This is a genomic window from Variovorax humicola (assembly GCF_037889915.1).
GTDB lineage: Bacteria > Pseudomonadota > Gammaproteobacteria > Burkholderiales > Burkholderiaceae_C > Variovorax > Variovorax humicola.
On sequence record NZ_JBBKZV010000001.1, the window covers coordinates 76,343 to 91,905 of the forward strand.

Annotated in this window: 15 protein-coding genes and 1 pseudogene; 11 read left to right on the forward strand and 5 right to left on the reverse strand. The window is 64.3% G+C overall.

Going from position 1 to position 15,563, the window contains the following annotated elements; translation table 11 throughout:
- Positions 1–24: 24 nt before the first annotated feature.
- Positions 25–621 carry a YqiA/YcfP family alpha/beta fold hydrolase gene (locus WKW80_RS00350; protein WP_340361548.1) on the reverse strand — a complete coding sequence of 199 codons (597 nt, stop codon included), beginning with the start codon at positions 619–621 and terminating at the stop codon, positions 25–27.
- Positions 622–898: 277 nt separating this feature from the next.
- Between WKW80_RS00350 and rodA the strand changes: the two genes are divergently transcribed.
- From rodA to WKW80_RS00365, 3 genes are all read left to right on the forward strand, one after another.
- Positions 899–2,053, forward strand: a complete 1,155-nt coding sequence (rodA, locus tag WKW80_RS00355) for a rod shape-determining protein RodA (RefSeq protein WP_340361549.1) — start codon at positions 899–901, stop codon at positions 2,051–2,053.
- A gap of 81 nt (positions 2,054–2,134) precedes the next feature.
- Entirely contained in the window at positions 2,135–3,595 is a 1,461-nt protein-coding gene (gene tldD / locus WKW80_RS00360; protein ID WP_340361550.1) for a metalloprotease TldD, read from the forward strand.
- A 186-nt stretch (positions 3,596–3,781) separates the two neighbouring features.
- Positions 3,782–4,900, forward strand: a complete 1,119-nt coding sequence (locus WKW80_RS00365) for a 3-deoxy-7-phosphoheptulonate synthase (protein WP_340361551.1) — start codon at positions 3,782–3,784, stop codon at positions 4,898–4,900.
- 158 nt (positions 4,901–5,058) lie between these two features.
- On the opposite strand, the gene WKW80_RS00370 is transcribed toward WKW80_RS00365, so the two are convergent.
- Both WKW80_RS00370 and mpl read right to left on the reverse strand, forming a co-directional pair.
- Positions 5,059–5,568: a cupin domain-containing protein gene (locus WKW80_RS00370; protein WP_340362170.1), complete on the reverse strand. Its 510-nt coding sequence runs from the start codon at positions 5,566–5,568 to the stop codon at positions 5,059–5,061.
- Complete coding sequence (gene mpl / locus WKW80_RS00375) at positions 5,565–7,004, reverse strand: UDP-N-acetylmuramate:L-alanyl-gamma-D-glutamyl-meso-diaminopimelate ligase (protein WP_340361552.1); 1,440 nt, start codon at positions 7,002–7,004, stop codon at positions 5,565–5,567. Before mpl ends, WKW80_RS00370 begins: the two co-directional genes overlap by 4 nt.
- A gap of 67 nt (positions 7,005–7,071) precedes the next feature.
- Between mpl and WKW80_RS00380 the strand changes: the two genes are divergently transcribed.
- From WKW80_RS00380 to WKW80_RS00415, 8 genes and pseudogenes are all read left to right on the forward strand, one after another.
- Positions 7,072–7,674 carry a hypothetical protein gene (locus WKW80_RS00380; protein WP_340361553.1) on the forward strand — a complete coding sequence of 201 codons (603 nt, stop codon included), beginning with the start codon at positions 7,072–7,074 and terminating at the stop codon, positions 7,672–7,674.
- Positions 7,671–8,225, forward strand: a complete 555-nt coding sequence (locus WKW80_RS00385; RefSeq protein WP_340361554.1) for a TlpA disulfide reductase family protein — start codon at positions 7,671–7,673, stop codon at positions 8,223–8,225. Before WKW80_RS00380 ends, WKW80_RS00385 begins: the two co-directional genes overlap by 4 nt.
- 105 nt (positions 8,226–8,330) lie before the next feature.
- Positions 8,331–8,792 (forward strand): acetyl-CoA carboxylase biotin carboxyl carrier protein, encoded by a 462-nt coding sequence (gene accB, locus WKW80_RS00390; protein WP_340361555.1) that lies wholly within the window; start codon positions 8,331–8,333, stop codon positions 8,790–8,792.
- 120 nt (positions 8,793–8,912) lie between these two features.
- On the forward strand, positions 8,913–10,262 hold the full coding sequence (accC, locus tag WKW80_RS00395) for an acetyl-CoA carboxylase biotin carboxylase subunit (RefSeq protein WP_340361556.1): 1,350 nt from the start codon (positions 8,913–8,915) through the stop codon (positions 10,260–10,262).
- A gap of 12 nt (positions 10,263–10,274) precedes the next feature.
- A complete protein-coding gene (gene prmA, locus WKW80_RS00400; protein WP_340361557.1) occupies positions 10,275–11,156 on the forward strand; it encodes a 50S ribosomal protein L11 methyltransferase in 882 nt (293 codons plus the stop codon).
- Positions 11,157–11,202: 46 nt separating this feature from the next.
- Positions 11,203–11,268: pseudogene (locus WKW80_RS37270) on the forward strand (zinc-ribbon domain-containing protein); the annotation flags it as partial.
- Positions 11,269–11,670: 402 nt separating this feature from the next.
- The gene (locus tag WKW80_RS00410; protein WP_340362171.1) at positions 11,671–12,495 is read left to right on the forward strand and encodes a DUF3426 domain-containing protein; all 825 of its coding nucleotides are present in this window, start codon (positions 11,671–11,673) and stop codon (positions 12,493–12,495) included.
- 48 nt (positions 12,496–12,543) lie between these two features.
- Positions 12,544–13,446, forward strand: coding sequence for a carbohydrate kinase family protein (locus WKW80_RS00415; RefSeq protein WP_340361558.1), 903 nt, complete (start codon positions 12,544–12,546; stop codon positions 13,444–13,446).
- 132 nt (positions 13,447–13,578) lie between these two features.
- Here WKW80_RS00415 and WKW80_RS00420 read toward each other — a convergent pair whose 3' ends face one another.
- Complete coding sequence (locus WKW80_RS00420) at positions 13,579–14,025, reverse strand: histone H1-like DNA-binding protein (RefSeq protein ID WP_340362172.1); 447 nt, start codon at positions 14,023–14,025, stop codon at positions 13,579–13,581.
- 193 nt (positions 14,026–14,218) lie between these two features.
- The gene (locus tag WKW80_RS00425) at positions 14,219–15,469 is read right to left on the reverse strand and encodes a ribonucleotide-diphosphate reductase subunit beta (RefSeq protein ID WP_340361559.1); all 1,251 of its coding nucleotides are present in this window, start codon (positions 15,467–15,469) and stop codon (positions 14,219–14,221) included.
- Positions 15,470–15,563: the final 94 nt, after the last annotated feature.

Here is a 15,563-nt window from a genome sequence, read left to right on the forward strand (position 1 = left end):
CCTCCGGCTTCCCGGGGGTCACACCTATGCGAGGTGCAGGAAACTGATGACCTCGTCCAGATGGGCCCGTTCGAAATCCGACAGCGCGTGGTCGCCCTGGTTCAGCAGCTTGATGCGGCTGCCGGGATAGCGGGCCGACATTTCGCGCCAGTCGAGCACCTCGTCGCCCTTGGCCACGATGGCGAAGCAGTTCTCCGGCCGCGGCAGCGCACCCACTTCCAGCGCCTTCAGTTCGCCGATGTATTCGGGACGGAAATGGAACTGCTGTTCCGGGTCGTGCCACTGGGTCTGCGTGCCGATGTGGCGTGCCAGGTCGCGTGCCGGGTTTACCGCCGGATTCAGCAGAACGGCGGGGCAGCGGGTCATGCCTGCCACATAGGTGGCGTAGAAGCCGCCGAGCGACGACCCCACTACCGCCATCGAATCGCGCGGCCAGGACGCAATGCCACGCATGACCATGTCGATGGCCTCTCGCGGCGACGGGGGCAGTTGCGGGCACCACCAATGCACCCCCGGATGCGACGCTGCCATGCGGCGCGCCATCACCTGTGCCTTGGTCGAATTCGGGGATGAGCGAAAGCCGTGCAGGTAAAGCAAATGGGTCGTCGGGGTTTGTCGCATGCTATGAAGTTGATAGCGGCTTGCGCAGTCTGCACGGTTGATGCGGGCCATCTCTTATGTCTGGTGATGCCATCGTATGGCGGGATGTCGGCGTCAGCAGCGACCACCGGCGGGATTTTGTAACAGTGTCGCGGGGGTCATCCACGGACGCCACGCCCGAGGACTCGAGCGATGGACGGATTCGATTCCGTGCAACTGTAATGCGGCTGAAGTCACCCCGGTTTTGCGTGCCCATTGCGCGGCAACCCGCTGGTGCGTCGGGCGATAATCGCAGACCATGTCGGCCGTCTTCCAGCAACCCTCTCTCGCGCGCCGCATCGCGCCCATCTTCCAGGGCTTCGATGGTTTCCTGGCCTTCGCCGTGTTCCTGCTGGGTTGCGCCGGGTTGGTGACGATGTATTCGTCCGGCTACGACCATGGGACCCGTTTCGTCGACCATGGCCGCAACATGCTGCTGGCGGCATTCATCATGTTCGTGGTGGCCCAGGTCCCGCCGCAGCGGCTCATGGCGTTCGCGGTGCCGCTCTACACCTTCGGCGTCGCGCTTCTGATTGCGGTGGCGGTGTTCGGCATCACCAAGAAGGGGGCACGGCGCTGGATCAACGTGGGCGTGGTCATCCAGCCCAGCGAAATCCTCAAGATCGCCATGCCGCTGATGCTGTCCTGGTGGTTCCAGCGCCGCGAAGGGCAGCTTCGGCCGCTCGATTTCGTCGTGGCCACCGTGCTGCTGGCGCTGCCGGTCGGCCTCATCATGAAACAGCCCGATCTCGGCACCGCGCTGCTGGTGCTGGCAGCCGGCATGTCGGTGATCTTTTTTGCGGGGCTGTCGTGGAAGCTCATCGTGCCGCCGGTGGTCATCGGCCTGATCGCGGTGGCGCTGATCGTCGGCTACGAATCGACGCTGTGCGCCGATGGCTTCGACTGGCGCGTGCTGCACGACTATCAAAAGCAGCGCATCTGCACGCTGCTCGACCCGACCAAGGACCCACTCGGCAAGGGCTTCCACATCATCCAGGGCATGATCGCGATCGGTTCGGGCGGCGTGGGCGGCAAGGGCTTCATGCAGGGCACGCAGACGCACCTGGAGTTCGTGCCCGAGCGCACCACCGACTTCATCTTCGCGGCCTATTCCGAGGAATTCGGCCTGGTCGGCAATGTGATCCTGATCGTCTCGTTCATCTTCCTGATCTTTCGCGGGCTCGCCATCGCGATGGACGCGCCCACGCTGTTTTCGCGCCTGCTGGCCGGGTCGGTCACCATGATCTTCTTCACCTATGCCTTCGTGAACATGGGCATGGTGAGCGGCATCCTGCCCGTGGTTGGCGTGCCCTTGCCGTTCATCAGCTACGGCGGCACCGCGATGGTGACGCTCGGGCTGGCCCTGGGCATCCTCATGTCGATATCGCGCGCCAAGCGACTCATGCAGTCGTAGGGCCCGCCCGCGAGTTCCACGGCATTCGCAAATTGATCGCCTCCGCGGACGCGGACAACCTGCGCGAGCAATAATCCCGGGATGATCTCCCGCGAACCCACCATCGAGCGCCTTGCCACGGCGCAGAACCTCCTGCTTACGCCGTTCGGGCTCGACGAGTCGCATCTGGCGCGTGCGCTGGGCGAGATCGCCTCGCACAAGGTCGACGACGCCGACCTCTACTTCCAGTACACGCGCAGCGAAGGCTGGAGCCTGGAGGAGGGCATCGTCAAGACCGGCAGTTTCAGCATCGACCAGGGTGTTGGCGTTCGCGCGGTCAGCGGCGAGAAGACGGCGTTTGCCTATTCCGACGACATTTCCGAAGCCTCGCTGCTCGATGCGGCGCGCACGGTGCGTTCCATTTCATCGGCGGGCCGCTCGGCACGCGTCAAGTCGCCGGCGCGCAAGATCGCATCGAGCCGCTCGCTCTACGACGGAATCGATCCCATCTCCACGCTCGACAGCACGGCCAAGGTCGCCCTGCTCGGCCGAGTCGAGCAACTCGCGCGGGCACGCGATCCGCGAGTGTCGCAAGTCATGGCCGGGCTCGCGAGCGAATACGACGTGGTGCTGGTCGCGCGTGCCGACGGCACCCTGGCAGCCGATGTGCGGCCGTTGGTGCGGCTATCGGTCACGGTCATCGCCGAACAGAACGGTCGCCGCGAAATGGGCTCCGGCGGTGGCGGCGGGCGCTTCGGCCTTGCGTACTTCGACGAGGCCCACATTGCCGAATACGTCGAGCAGGCCGTAAGCGCCGCGCTGGTGAACCTGGAGTCGCGCCCGGCGCCTGCTGGCGAAATGACCGTGGTCCTCGGCCCGGGCTGGCCCGGCATCCTGCTGCATGAAGCCATCGGTCATGGCCTCGAAGGCGACTTCAACCGCAAGGGTTCGAGCGCCTTCTCCGGCCGGATCGGCCAGCGCGTGGCGGCCAAAGGCGTCACGGTGCTCGACGACGGCACCATCGCCGACCGCCGCGGCTCGCTCAACGTCGACGATGAAGGCAACGCGAGCCAGCGCAACGTGCTCATCGAGGACGGCATTCTCAAGGGCTATATCCAGGACTCGCTCAATGCGCGCCTGATGAAGGTCAAGCCCACCGGCAATGGCCGCCGCGAAAGCTATGCCCACGTTCCGATGCCGCGCATGACCAACACCTACATGCTTGGCGGCGACAAGGATCCGAAGGAAGTGGTGGCCAGCATCAAGAAGGGCCTGTACGCCACCAACTTCGGCGGCGGCCAGGTCGACATCACCAGCGGCAAGTTCGTGTTCTCGGCGAGCGAGGCGTATTGGGTGGAGAACGGCAAGATCCAGTACCCGGTGAAGGGTGCGACCATCGTCGGCAACGGCCCCGATGCGCTCACACGCGTGACCATGATCGGCAACGACATGGCGCTCGATTCCGGCGTCGGCACCTGCGGCAAGGAAGGCCAGAGCGTGCCGGTCGGCGTCGGCCAGCCGACCTTGCGCATCGACGGGCTGACCGTCGGCGGCACCGCCTGAAGCTCTTGTGCTACATTCGCCCTCCATGTCTCTGCGCGCAGCTTTCTTTTTTTCGTACTTTTGGTTCCGGTCCCCCGGCGGCCCAGAGGCGAGCGCGTAAGACAAACGCACACCCCCAAGACCGCCGGCGCTCACGCCCCGGCGGTTTTTTTATGCCCTTTTGAAATCAAACCCAGGAGCCGCACGATGACCCATCCCTCCACCCCATCCGGCGATGGCTGGCATGCCAACGTCGAAAAGACCAGCCAGACCGATGACGAACGCATCAAGGACATCACCGTGTTGCCGCCTCCAGAGCATCTGATCCGCTTCTTCCCGATCCGCGGGACGCCTGTTGAAACGCTGATCACCGGCACGCGCCGCAGCATTCACAAGATCATGGCCGGCAAGGACGACCGCCTGCTGGTGATCATGGGCCCATGCTCGATCCACGACCCTGCCGCCGCGCTCGACTATGCGCGCCGCCTCAAGGTCGAACGCGAGAAGTACGCCGACACGCTCGAAATCGTGATGCGCGTGTACTTCGAAAAGCCCCGCACCACTGTTGGCTGGAAGGGCCTGATCAACGACCCGTACCTCGACGAGAGCTACCGCATCGACGAGGGGCTGCGCATCGCGCGCCAGTTGCTCATCGACATAAACCGCCTCGGCCTGCCGGCGGGCAGCGAATTCCTGGACGTGATCTCGCCGCAATACATTGGCGACCTCATCGCCTGGGGCGCGATCGGCGCACGCACCACCGAAAGCCAGGTGCATCGCGAACTGGCCTCGGGCCTGTCGGCGCCCATCGGCTTCAAGAACGGCACCGACGGCAACATCCGCATCGCCACCGACGCGATACAGGCCGCGGCGCGCGGCCATCACTTCCTCTCGGTGCACAAGAACGGCCAGGTCGCGATCGTGCAGACCAACGGCAACAAGGACTGCCACGTCATCCTGCGCGGCGGCAAGGCGCCCAACTACGATGCGGCCAGTGTCGCTGCGGCCTGCAAGGACCTGGAAGCGTCGAAGTTGCCGCCGACGCTGATGGTCGACTGCAGCCACGCCAACAGTTCCAAGCAGCACCAGAAGCAGATCGAGGTCGCAAAGGACATCGCGAAGCAGATCGCCGGTGGTAGCAGGAGCGTGTTCGGCGTGATGATCGAGAGCCATCTCACGGCAGGCGCCCAGAAATTCACGCCCGGCAAGGACAAGATCGCCGGGCTCGAATACGGCAAGAGCATCACCGACGCGTGCATCGGATGGGACGACTCGGCGCAGGTGCTGGAAACGCTGTCGCAGGCGGTGAAGCAGCGGCGCGGGTGAATTGAATCACCCCCGAAGCGCCTGCGGCGCCTCCCCCTGATGGGGCGCACCCGGCGGCCCGGCAGAGCCGGTTCCGCGGGTGCCGACGAACGGACTTCGCACTGCTCGTCCTGGTTTTATGCGCGCGGGTCACGCGATCGCGTGGTGAGAAGAGAAGCTCAGATCAGGTTGGCAAGGTCGGGCCAGTGGTGGCGTAGCGCGGCGGCCTCGTCGCCATCGGGCTTCATGAGCGAGAAGTCGGCGAAGTCGAAACCCGGCGCCACCATGCAGGCCGCCAGGCTGTAGTCGCCGCTGCTGTGCGCGACGATCGGGCGCGCTGCCTGCCATTGGCCGGCGGGCACTACGTGCTGCGGGCGCGTGCCGTGTGCGTCCACGGGGCCGATGCGCACATGGGCTGGTGCGGTGCGAAGTGCGGCATCGCAAGTCCAGAGCGCGATCGGCACGCCTTCGAGGTGGACCCATACCTCGTCCGACAGCACCCGGTGCCAGCGCGACTGCTCGCCCGCTTCGAGCAGAAAGTAGATGCTGGTCAGCGCGTCGCGCTGTGGCCGGCCATTCGGCAGGTTCACAGGCGCTGCCGACCGGAACACCTCGCGGTACCAGCCGCCCTCGGGATGGCGTTGAAGTCGAAGCGTCTCGATCAGCTCTTGCGCACGCATGGCCGTCAGCTTGCCACGTTCAGAGCCGCCAGGAGCTTTTCGTGAATGCCGCCAAAGCCGCCATTGCTCATGCAAACGATGTGATCGCCCGGGCGCGCCGACGCAACGACCTGGCTGACCAGCGGCGCAATCTCCGCAGCCACCTGCGCGCGCGCGCCCATGGGCGCCAGTGCCGCAGCCGCATCCCATCCGAGTCCTGCCGTGTGGCAGAACGCCATGTCGGCCTGTTCCAGGCTCCATGGCAATTGCGCGGCCATCGAGCCGAGCTTCATCGTGTTGCTGCGTGGCTCGAACACGGCCAGGATTCGATCAGGCCGATTCCCCTTGGCATCGAGTTGGCGGCGCAGGCCATCAAGAGTGGTGCGGATGGCGGTCGGGTGATGCGCAAAGTCGTCATAGACCGTGATCATGCCGCCGTTGCGCGCGACCGAGCCGCGCAGTTCCATGCGTCGCCGCACGTTGCGAAAAGAGGCGAGGGCGGCTGCCGAGTCGGCCGCAGGCACGCCCAGGTGATCGGCCGCCGCGATGGCCGCGAGCGCGTTCATCTGGTTGTGCAGACCCGAAAGCGTCCATTCGACGCGGCCGACCACCTGGCCTTGGCGCAAGACGTCGAACGCGTCGTGGGAGCCGCTCGCCTGCCATTCGCCGCCGGCGCCGAAGCGTGCAAGCTCGCTCCAGCAGCCCTGCGCCAGCACACGCTGCAGGCTTGCTTCGGTAGCGTTGGCGACCACGCGGCCGCTTGCGGGCACGGTGCGCAGCAGGTGATGAAACTGCCGTTCGATGGCGGCAAGGTCGTCAAAGATGTCGGCGTGGTCGAATTCGAGGTTGTTCAGCACCGCCGTGCGTGGCCGGTAATGCACGAACTTGCTGCGCTTGTCGAAGAAGGCGGTGTCATATTCGTCGGCCTCCAGCACGAACGGTGCCCCCACGCTCGCCCCTGCGTGTGCCTTGCCGGCCAGCGAGCCACCGGTGCCCAAGCGAGCCGACACATCGAAATTCAGCGGCACGCCACCCACCAGGAAGCCGGGCGCCCGGCCGGTGGCTTCCAGGACCCAGGCCAGCATCGACGTGGTCGTGGTCTTGCCGTGCGTACCGGCCACGGCCAGGACGTGGCGGCCTTGCAGCACTTCCTCCGCCAGCCACTGCGGGCCGCTGGTATAGCGCTTGCCGGCGTCGAGGATGGCTTCCATCAACGGGAATTTTGGACTTCCATCGCCCAGCCGGGCACGCGACACCACATTGCCGATCACGAAGACGTCCGGCGTCAGCGCCAGCTGGTCCGCGCCAAAGCCTTCGATCAATTCGATGCCAAGTGCGCGCAATTGGTCGCTCATCGGGGGGTAAACGCCGGCATCGCAGCCGGTGACCTTGTGGCCGGCTTCGCGCGCGAGTGCCGCGACGCCGCCCATGAACGTGCCGCAGATGCCCAGAATATGAATATGCATCGGTCGATTTTAGGGACGCGTCGAAGGGTGCTCCCTGCAACCCCCGCCTTGCGGGCAGAATGCCGGAATGGACATGTCCAAGCGTGAAATCGCCGCCGCCGCAGCGCGGCTCGTCGTCGAGGAAGGCCTTGAATACGGGCCGGCGAAGCGCCGCGCGCTGCGCGACCTCGGACTGCCGCAGCGCACGGCGTTGCCCAACAATGACGAGGTCGAGGCCGAAGTGCGCGAGTACATCGCGCTCTATTGCGCCGACACCCAGCCCGGCGAGTTGCGTGCCTTGCGCGAACTGGCCCTTCAATGGATGGAGCGGATGGCGCCGTTCCGGCCGCACGTCGGCGGCGCGGTGTGGCACGGCACCGCGACCCGCCTGTCCGATATCTATATCCAGCTGTTTTGCGACGATTCCAAGTCCGCCGAAATCGCACTGATCGACCACCATGTCGACTACGAGCCCCGCATGGTCACGGGTTTCCACGGTGAGCAGGTCGAGGCTTTGAGCGTGCATGCCGTCAGCCGCGCGCTCGGCGAAGAAATCGGCGTCCACCTCCTGGTCTACGATCTGGATGACTTGCGCGGCGCGCTCAAGCCGGACGCGCAAGGACGGGCGCCACGTGGCGATCTGACCGCGTTGCGGCGCCTGATGGAACAGGAAAGAGCGGGCAAGGGATGAATGAGATCGCGAATCAGGGCCGACGCAATTGGGTCATCGGCGGTGTGGCTGTACTGGCCGCGGCTGCCGGTGCCGGCGGTGCCTGGTGGAAGGGGCGCGCGGATGCATCCGGTGGCCCCGACGCGCTGGATGCGGCGTTCTGGAACCGGCGGTTCGATCGCCCTGAAGGCGGGAACCTCGAATTTTCGTCGCTGCGCGGTAAGCCTTTGCTGATCAATTTCTGGGCAACCTGGTGCCCGCCATGCATCGAAGAATTGCCGCTGGTAGACCGTTTCTATCGCGATCAGGCGGCCAACGGCTGGCAAGTGGTCGGCTTGGCCATCGATCAGCCAAGCGCAGTGCGCAAATTCCTGGAGCGCACGCCGGTCACTTTCCCGATCGGCCTCGCCGGCCTGGAGGGCACGGACTTGTTGCACCAATTGGGCAATTCAAGCGGCGGCCTGCCCTTTACGATGGTTGTCAGCGCGGACGGTGCGGTGGCGGCACGTAAAATGGGAAAGCTCGAGCCAGCCGACCTGGAAGCTTGGCGACGGGCTCCTGTTCACGGGTAGAATTCGGCGCGCTACGCGGCAGTTGGCCCAATAAAGCCAACGATCGCCGATTTTCAGGCGAGTTAAAACAACCTATTGACCAGCGCAGCTGGCGTTTGGAGGCCCATGGATCTTCGCAAACTCAAGACACTCATCGACCTGGTGTCTGAATCCAATATTTCCGAACTCGAGATCACCGAAGCCGAGGGCAAGGTGCGCATTGTCAAGGCCGGCGCGTCTGCGCCCATGCAATATGTGCATGCGCTTGCGGCACCTCAGGCCGCTGCCGCGCCGGCGCCCGCACCGGTTGCGGAATCGCCTGCGGCCGCGCCCGCACCGGCTGCAGCACCCAAGGGCCACGCGGTCAAGTCGCCGATGGTTGGAACGTTCTATCGCGCTTCGAGCCCAGGCGCTCCGGCATTTGTCGAGGTCGGCAGCCAGGTGAAGGAAGGCGACACGATCTGCATCATCGAGGCCATGAAGATCCTCAACGAAATCGAAGCTGACAAGTCCGGCACGATCACGCAAATCCTCGGCGAGAACGGCCAGGCCGTTGAGTATGGCCAGCCGCTGTTCATCATCGAGTGACGATGTTTAAGAAGATCCTGGTCGCCAACCGCGGCGTTCGCGCCTTGGCGCGGGCGGCCGCAGGCCGACAAATCGTGCTGGTACGCGCAGCGTGCGGGCGATGCAGCCGCGGGGTAACGCATGTTTAAGAAGATCCTGGTCGCCAACCGCGGCGAAATCGCCCTGAGGATTCAGCGCGCCTGCAGCGAGATGGGCATCAAGGCCGTGATGGTCTATTCCGAAGCCGACCGCGATGCCAAGTACGTCAAGCTGGCCCAGGAAGCGGTTTGCATCGGGCCGGCCCCCTCGTCCCAGAGCTACCTCAACATGCCGGCCATCATCTCGGCCGCCGAGGTGACCGATGCCGAGGCGATTCACCCCGGCTACGGCTTCCTGAGCGAGAACGCCAATTTCGCCGAACGTGTCGAGCAAAGCGGCTTCCAGTTCATCGGTCCGACGCCCGAGAACATCCGCACGATGGGCGACAAGGTCTCGGCCAAGCAGGCCATGATCAAGGCCGGCGTGCCGTGCGTGCCGGGCTCCGAGGGCGAACTCTCGGATGACGCCGCCACCAACAAGCGCATTGCGCGGGCAATCGGCTATCCCGTCATCATCAAGGCCGCGGGCGGCGGCGGCGGTCGCGGCATGCGCGTGGTGCACACCGAAGCGGCATTGGTCAACGCGATCCAGATGACCAAGGCGGAAGCCGGCGCGGCTTTCAACAATTCGGCCGTCTACATGGAGAAGTTTCTCCAGAACCCGCGCCACATCGAGATCCAGGTGCTCGCCGACAAGTTCAAGAATGCGGTGTACCTCGGCGAACGCGACTGCTCGATGCAGCGACGCCACCAGAAGGTGATCGAGGAGTCGCCGGCGCCCGGCATTCCGCGCAAGCTGATCGAGAAGATCGGCGAACGCTGTGCGTTGGCCTGCAAGAAGATCGGCTACCGCGGCGCCGGCACTTTCGAGTTCCTCTACGAAGACGGCGAGTTCTATTTCATCGAAATGAACACCCGGGTGCAAGTCGAGCATCCGGTGACCGAGTTCACGACCGGCATCGACATCGTCAAGACGCAGATCATGGTCGCGGCCGGGGAGAAGCTCCCGTTCACCCAGCGCCAGGTCGAAATGCGCGGCCATGCGATCGAATGCCGCATCAACGCCGAAGACGCGTGGAAGTTCACTCCGTCGCCGGGCCGCATCACGATGTGGCATCCGCCGGGCGGCCCGGGCGTGCGCGTCGACTCGCACGTGTACACCAACTACTTCGTGCCTCCGAACTACGACTCGATGGTCGGCAAGATCATTTGCTACGGCGACACGCGCGAGGAGGCCATGGCGCGCATGCGCACTGCGCTGAACGAGACGGTGATCGAAGGCATCCAGACCAACATCCCGCTGCATCGCGAGCTGATGGTGGACGCCAAGTTCATGGCCGGTGGCACCAATATCCACTACCTCGAAGAGTGGCTGGCTTCGCACAAGCGTTGAACGGTCCGGCCGGTGTTTGAACTTCGCCTGCTGGTTCCGGAGGATGGCGTCGAGAGCGTCAGCGATGCGTTGGATGCGCTCGACGCCCTGAGCGTTTCCGTCGAGGACGCGGACGCGCAGACCGACGCAGAGCAGGCGTTGTTCGGCGAACCGGGCATGCCGCCGCCCAAGGAGGGCTGGCAGCGGTCGCGCGTGATCGCGCTGTTCTCCGACGAGGCGGCCGCCCGGGAAGCCGCCGCCGTGCTGGAGTTGCAGGACTTCTTCGAAGGCTGCAGCAATCTCGGCGTGACGAATGTGCCCGAACAGGACTGGGTGCGGCTGACGCAATCGCAGTTCGCGCCCGTCGAAATCACACCCGAATTCTGGATCGTGCCGACTTGGCATGAGCCTCCCGAACAGGCGAAGCAGGTGATCCGGCTCGATCCGGGCCTGGCCTTCGGTACGGGTACGCATCCGACCACGCGCATGTGCCTGCGCTGGATTGCGACCCATGGGCTCACGGGCCAGCGTGTGCTCGACTACGGCTGCGGTTCCGGCATCCTGGCGATCGGCGCGGCGAAATACGGCGCGGCGCGCATCGATGCGGTCGACATCGACGAGGCCGCCGTCGAATCGACGCGACTCAATGCCGAGGCCAACGCCGTGCAATTGCATGCGGGCCTTCCCGACGCTGCAGAGGGTCGCTACCAGACCGTGCTTGCCAACATCCTGGCGACACCGCTCAAGGTGCTGGCGCCACTGCTGTGCAGCCATGTCGCACCCGGCGGATCGCTGGTGCTTGCCGGCATCCTCGATCGCCAGGCCGACGAGTTGAAAGAGGCCTATGCGCCGTTCGCGCGCCTGGAGGTCAGCGACGGCGAGGACGGCTGGATCCTCATGACCGCCACGGTCTAGCCCATGGCCGTTGGCGCGTGGGCTCGCCACCTACAATGCCCGCCCAATGAGTCTCGTCACCCGCTGCCCCTCCTGCGAAACCACGTTCAAAGTGGTTCGCGACCAGCTTCGAATATCGGACGGATGGGTTCGATGCGGACGTTGTAGCCAGGTCTTCGACGCGACCGTTGATCTGCGCAATGCGCCTGATGCGGTTGCCGTGCCGGTGCCGGCGACGCCAAGCGCCGAAGCTGACGGCCCCGAAGCGCATGAAGATTTCCTGATCGACATCGACCTTCCGATCGAAGCGCCGGACGCATTGCCCGCACGATTGATGCTGCGGTCGAACGAATCGGAGCCAGAGCCAGAGCCAGAGCCAGAGCCAGAGCCAGAGCCAGAGCCAGAGCCAGAGCCAGAGCCAGAGCCAGAGCCAGAGCCGGAGCCGGAGCCGCAGCCGCAGCCGCAGCCGCAGCCGGAGTCAGAAGTCCGTGACCCTGCCGCGTTGGCGCCACCACCAGCGTGGCCGGCGCTTGACATGACTTCGGATGATCGCTGGCCTGTGCCGGCCGCAGCGCCGTCGGCCGAATCCAGGCCGGCGCTGGCGCAGCACTCACTCGCCAGTTCCATCGAGGCACTGGACGATTTCGCGGCGGTGGTTGACCAGTCCAGCAATGCGCAGTTGCAGACGGCCCTGCGCCACGCACGCATTGCGGCAGTACGCAGCGCCCGTACACGCAAGGCAGCCGCATTGGCAAGCGAACAGGAGGAGGCGCCACTCGCCGCGCCCGTGATCACCGCTGCCAGCATCATCGAATCGCCATCCGAGGCGACGCCCGCCCTGCCTTCATTTGCGCAAACACCCGCGCCCGTTCGCCGCGACCGCATGCCCGGTCGCTGGCTCGTGGCCGCGCTGATCCTTGGCGCAGCATTGCTCGTGCTTCAGTGGATGCGCCACGAGCGCGACGCCCTTGTCGCGCGTGAACCCTCGTTGCAGCCGGCGCTCGAAGTGCTTTGCAAGGTCACGGCATGCCAGCTTTCGGCACTGCGCCAGATCAGCGCGATCACCATCGACGGCGCCGCATTTGCGCATGACAAGGCGGGTGACGGCTATCGCCTGGACTTCACCTTGCGCAATAGCGCGGCGACACCGCTTGCCATGCCGGCCGTTGAACTGTCGCTGCTGGACACCCAGGAGCGGCCCGTGGTGCGACGCGTGCTGATGCCGGCCGATTTTGGCGCGCCCGCGGTGCTTGCGGCCAAAGCGGAACGCGCCGCATCGTTGCCGCTCGCGCTTACCGGCCCCGACGCCGCAACGCTGCCGCCGGTCGCAGGCTACCGGGTGGTGGCCTTCTATCCCTGAGCGTCTCGCGCTCCTGTTCAATCCATTCAACACCTGGACGGCTCAACCATGGCAGCAGTGATTTGCGGTTCCCTCGCGTTCGACACGATCATGAATTTCGAGGGAAGGTTTGCCGATCAGATCCTTCCCGACCAACTGCACATCCTCAACGTGTCGTTCCTCGTGCCCGGCTTGCGGCGCGACTTCGGCGGCTGTGCCGGCAACATCGCGTACAGCCTCAATGCGCTCGGCGGCAAGGCACTGCCGATGGCGACGGTCGGAAACGATGGCGCCGACTACGTCGCGCGGCTCAACGAATTGGGCGTCGGCACCGAGTTCGTCCGGACGGTTGCCGATGCCTACACGGCGCAGGCGATGATCATGACCGACCGCGACAACAACCAGATCACGGCCTTCCATCCGGGCGCCATGCAACAGGCGCACATCACGCGCATCGCGTCGCGCCCTGATCTGAAGATCGGCATCATCTCGCCCGATGGCCGCGATGCGATGCTGCAGCATGCCGAGCAGTTCAAGGTTGCCGGTATTCCTTTTGTGTTCGATCCGGGCCAGGGCTTGCCGATGTTCGATGGCGACGAGTTGTCGCACTTCATCGAGCAGGCCGATTGGGTCACGGTGAACGACTACGAAGGCAAGATGCTCAGCGAGCGCACCGGCTGGAGCAGCGCGGACATTTCGCGCCGCGTGCGCGGACTCGTCGTTACGCTTGGCGCCGAGGGATGCGAAGTCTGGATCGACGGCGTCGTGTCCCATGTGCCCGCAGTCAAGCCGGCGGCGGTGGTCGATCCCACGGGTTGCGGCGATGCGTGGCGCGGTGCGCTGTTGTTTGGTCTGGAACAGGGCTGGCCCCTGGCGAAGTGCGCGGCGCTCGGCAACCAGATTGGCGCTCTGAAGATCGCACAACGCGGCCCGCAGAACTACCAGGTCGACCGTCGACAACTCGGCTTCTGACGGTCCTTGCCCGGCACACCGTGGCGCCGGCCTTGCCCGCCGCTGGTGTTGCCCCCAATGAGGGAGACAGCCAATGAAAAAGCCCGACACCTCGCGGTGCCGGGCTTTTGCCTGTCAGGGCCTCTGAATGACTCAGGGCTTGCTGGCCGTCGGGAACGGCCACGCAGCTTGAGGGTTCAGCGTCGTTTGTGCCGCAGGGGCAGGGGCGACGGCGGCCTTGGCGGGTGCTTTCGCAGCCTTTTTGGCAGCAGGCTTTTTCGCGGCTTTCTTGGCCGCAGCCTTTTTCGCCGGGGCCTTCTTGGCGGCGGCCTTCTTCGCCGGGGCTTTCTTGGCAGCGGCCTTCTTCGCCGGTGCCTTCTTCGCTGCGACCTTCTTGGCAACGACCTTCTTCGCTGCTGCCTTCACGACCTTCTTGGCGACGGTCTTCTTCACGGCAGCCTTCTTGGCCGCAACCTTCTTGGCGACGGCCTTCTTGGCGACGGCCTTCACGACCTTCTTCGCCACAGCCTTCTTCACAGCGGCCTTCACGACCTTTTTCGCAGCGGCTTTTTTAGCCGGCGCTTTCTTTGCAGTTGCCATTTCTTTCTCCTTGATCAAGTTGAAAAATCAACCTCTTGAAGCACTCCGCGCTCGCTTGTGAACGTGGAGCGATTCATGGCGTTGGAAACAAGCTCCAGCACCATGAACACCGTCGCCTTTTCAGTCGCCACACTCTCCGGTGCGATGTGCGCTGACGGCAATTCTTGAAATCATTGTTGTTTAAGTGAACGTCTCAGTCCCAGGAAAGAGCACCACCCGACTGGTATTCGATCACGCGGGTTTCGAAAAAATTGCGCTCTTTCTTCAGGTCAATCATTTCGCTCATCCACGGGAACGGATTCTCTTCGTTCGGGAACAGCGTCTCAAGGCCGATCTGCTGTGCACGCCGATTGGCGATGTAGCGAAGGTAGCCCTTGAACATGGAGGCATTCATGCCGAGCACGCCGCGCGGCATGGTGTCTTCGGCGTAGCGGTATTCGAGTTCGACGGCCTTGAGGAACAGGGCCTTGATCTCGGCCTTGAATTCAGCGGTCCAGAGGCCGGGGTTCTCGAGCTTCAACTGGTTGATCAGGTCAATGCCGAAGTTGCAGTGCATCGACTCGTCGCGAAGGATGTACTGGTACTGCTCGGCGGCGCCGGTCATCTTGTTCTGGCGGCCGAGCGCAAGGATCTGCGTGAAGCCGACGTAGAAGAACAGGCCTTCCATGAGGCAGGCGAACACGATCAGCGACTTGAGCAGCGTCTGGTCGGTCTCGTGCGTGCCGGTGTGGAAGTTCGGGTCGCTGATGGCGTCGATGAACGGGATCAGGAACTGGTCCTTCTCGCGGATCGACGGCACTTCGTTGTAGGCGTTGAAGATCTCGCTCTCGTCCAGGCCGAGCGACTCGACGATGTACTGGTAGGCGTGCGTGTGGATCGCTTCCTCGAAAGCCTGGCGCAGCAGGAACTGGCGGCACTCGGGCGCCGTGATGTGGCGATAAGTGCCCAGCACGATGTTGTTGGCAGCCAGCGAGTCGGCGGTCACGAAGAAACCGAGGTTGCGCTTGACGATGCGGCGCTCGTCTTCGGTGAGGCCGTTCGGGTCTTTCCACAACGCGATGTCGCGCGTCATGTTCACTTCCTGCGGCATCCAGTGGTTGGCGCAGGTGGCGAGATACTTTTCCCAAGCCCACTTGTACTTGAACGGCACCAGCTGGTTGACGTCGGTCTGGCCGTTGATGATGCGCTTGTCGGCAGCCTTCACGCGGCGTGCAACCGGCAGTGCCGGCACTGCCGTGGCAACGGTTGCTGTGGCGCGTGCGGGAACAGCGGCGCCATCATTCAAAGTGCGTGTCGTGTCGAATGAAGCGGAAGCGGGAGAAATTTGCGCAGTCGGGACTTCCATCGAGCGGCCGGTCGGTGCGCCGTGATTCGTGGAGTGCTGCAATCCTTGTTGCATGTCCTTTGGCAAGGAGGGCTTGACTTCTTCGTCCCAGGTCAACATAGAAAAATCCAATGCTCAAATTATGTGAGCAACGATGTGAGTTGCAAAGTGCTCGTTCACATCGAGCTCCAAATATCTTGTTCTTATGTTGCTC

What these genes read in the sequence shown, in the direction of transcription:
- WKW80_RS00350 (WP_340361548.1), bottom strand. Translation starts at nt 621, where the DNA reads ATGCGACAAACCCCGACGACCCATTTGCTTTACCTGCACGGCTTTCGC.
- rodA (WP_340361549.1), top strand. Translation starts at nt 899, where the DNA reads ATGTCGGCCGTCTTCCAGCAACCCTCTCTCGCGCGCCGCATCGCGCCC.
- tldD (WP_340361550.1), top strand. Translation starts at nt 2,135, where the DNA reads ATGATCTCCCGCGAACCCACCATCGAGCGCCTTGCCACGGCGCAGAAC.
- WKW80_RS00365 (WP_340361551.1), top strand. Translation starts at nt 3,782, where the DNA reads ATGACCCATCCCTCCACCCCATCCGGCGATGGCTGGCATGCCAACGTC.
- mpl (WP_340361552.1), bottom strand. Translation starts at nt 7,004, where the DNA reads ATGCATATTCATATTCTGGGCATCTGCGGCACGTTCATGGGCGGCGTC.
- WKW80_RS00380 (WP_340361553.1), top strand. Translation starts at nt 7,072, where the DNA reads ATGGACATGTCCAAGCGTGAAATCGCCGCCGCCGCAGCGCGGCTCGTC.
- WKW80_RS00385 (WP_340361554.1), top strand. Translation starts at nt 7,671, where the DNA reads ATGAATGAGATCGCGAATCAGGGCCGACGCAATTGGGTCATCGGCGGT.
- accB (WP_340361555.1), top strand. Translation starts at nt 8,331, where the DNA reads ATGGATCTTCGCAAACTCAAGACACTCATCGACCTGGTGTCTGAATCC.
- accC (WP_340361556.1), top strand. Translation starts at nt 8,913, where the DNA reads ATGTTTAAGAAGATCCTGGTCGCCAACCGCGGCGAAATCGCCCTGAGG.
- WKW80_RS00410 (WP_340362171.1), top strand. Translation starts at nt 11,671, where the DNA reads ATGACTTCGGATGATCGCTGGCCTGTGCCGGCCGCAGCGCCGTCGGCC.
- WKW80_RS00415 (WP_340361558.1), top strand. Translation starts at nt 12,544, where the DNA reads ATGGCAGCAGTGATTTGCGGTTCCCTCGCGTTCGACACGATCATGAAT.
- WKW80_RS00420 (WP_340362172.1), bottom strand. Translation starts at nt 14,025, where the DNA reads ATGGCAACTGCAAAGAAAGCGCCGGCTAAAAAAGCCGCTGCGAAAAAG.
- WKW80_RS00425 (WP_340361559.1), bottom strand. Translation starts at nt 15,469, where the DNA reads ATGTTGACCTGGGACGAAGAAGTCAAGCCCTCCTTGCCAAAGGACATG.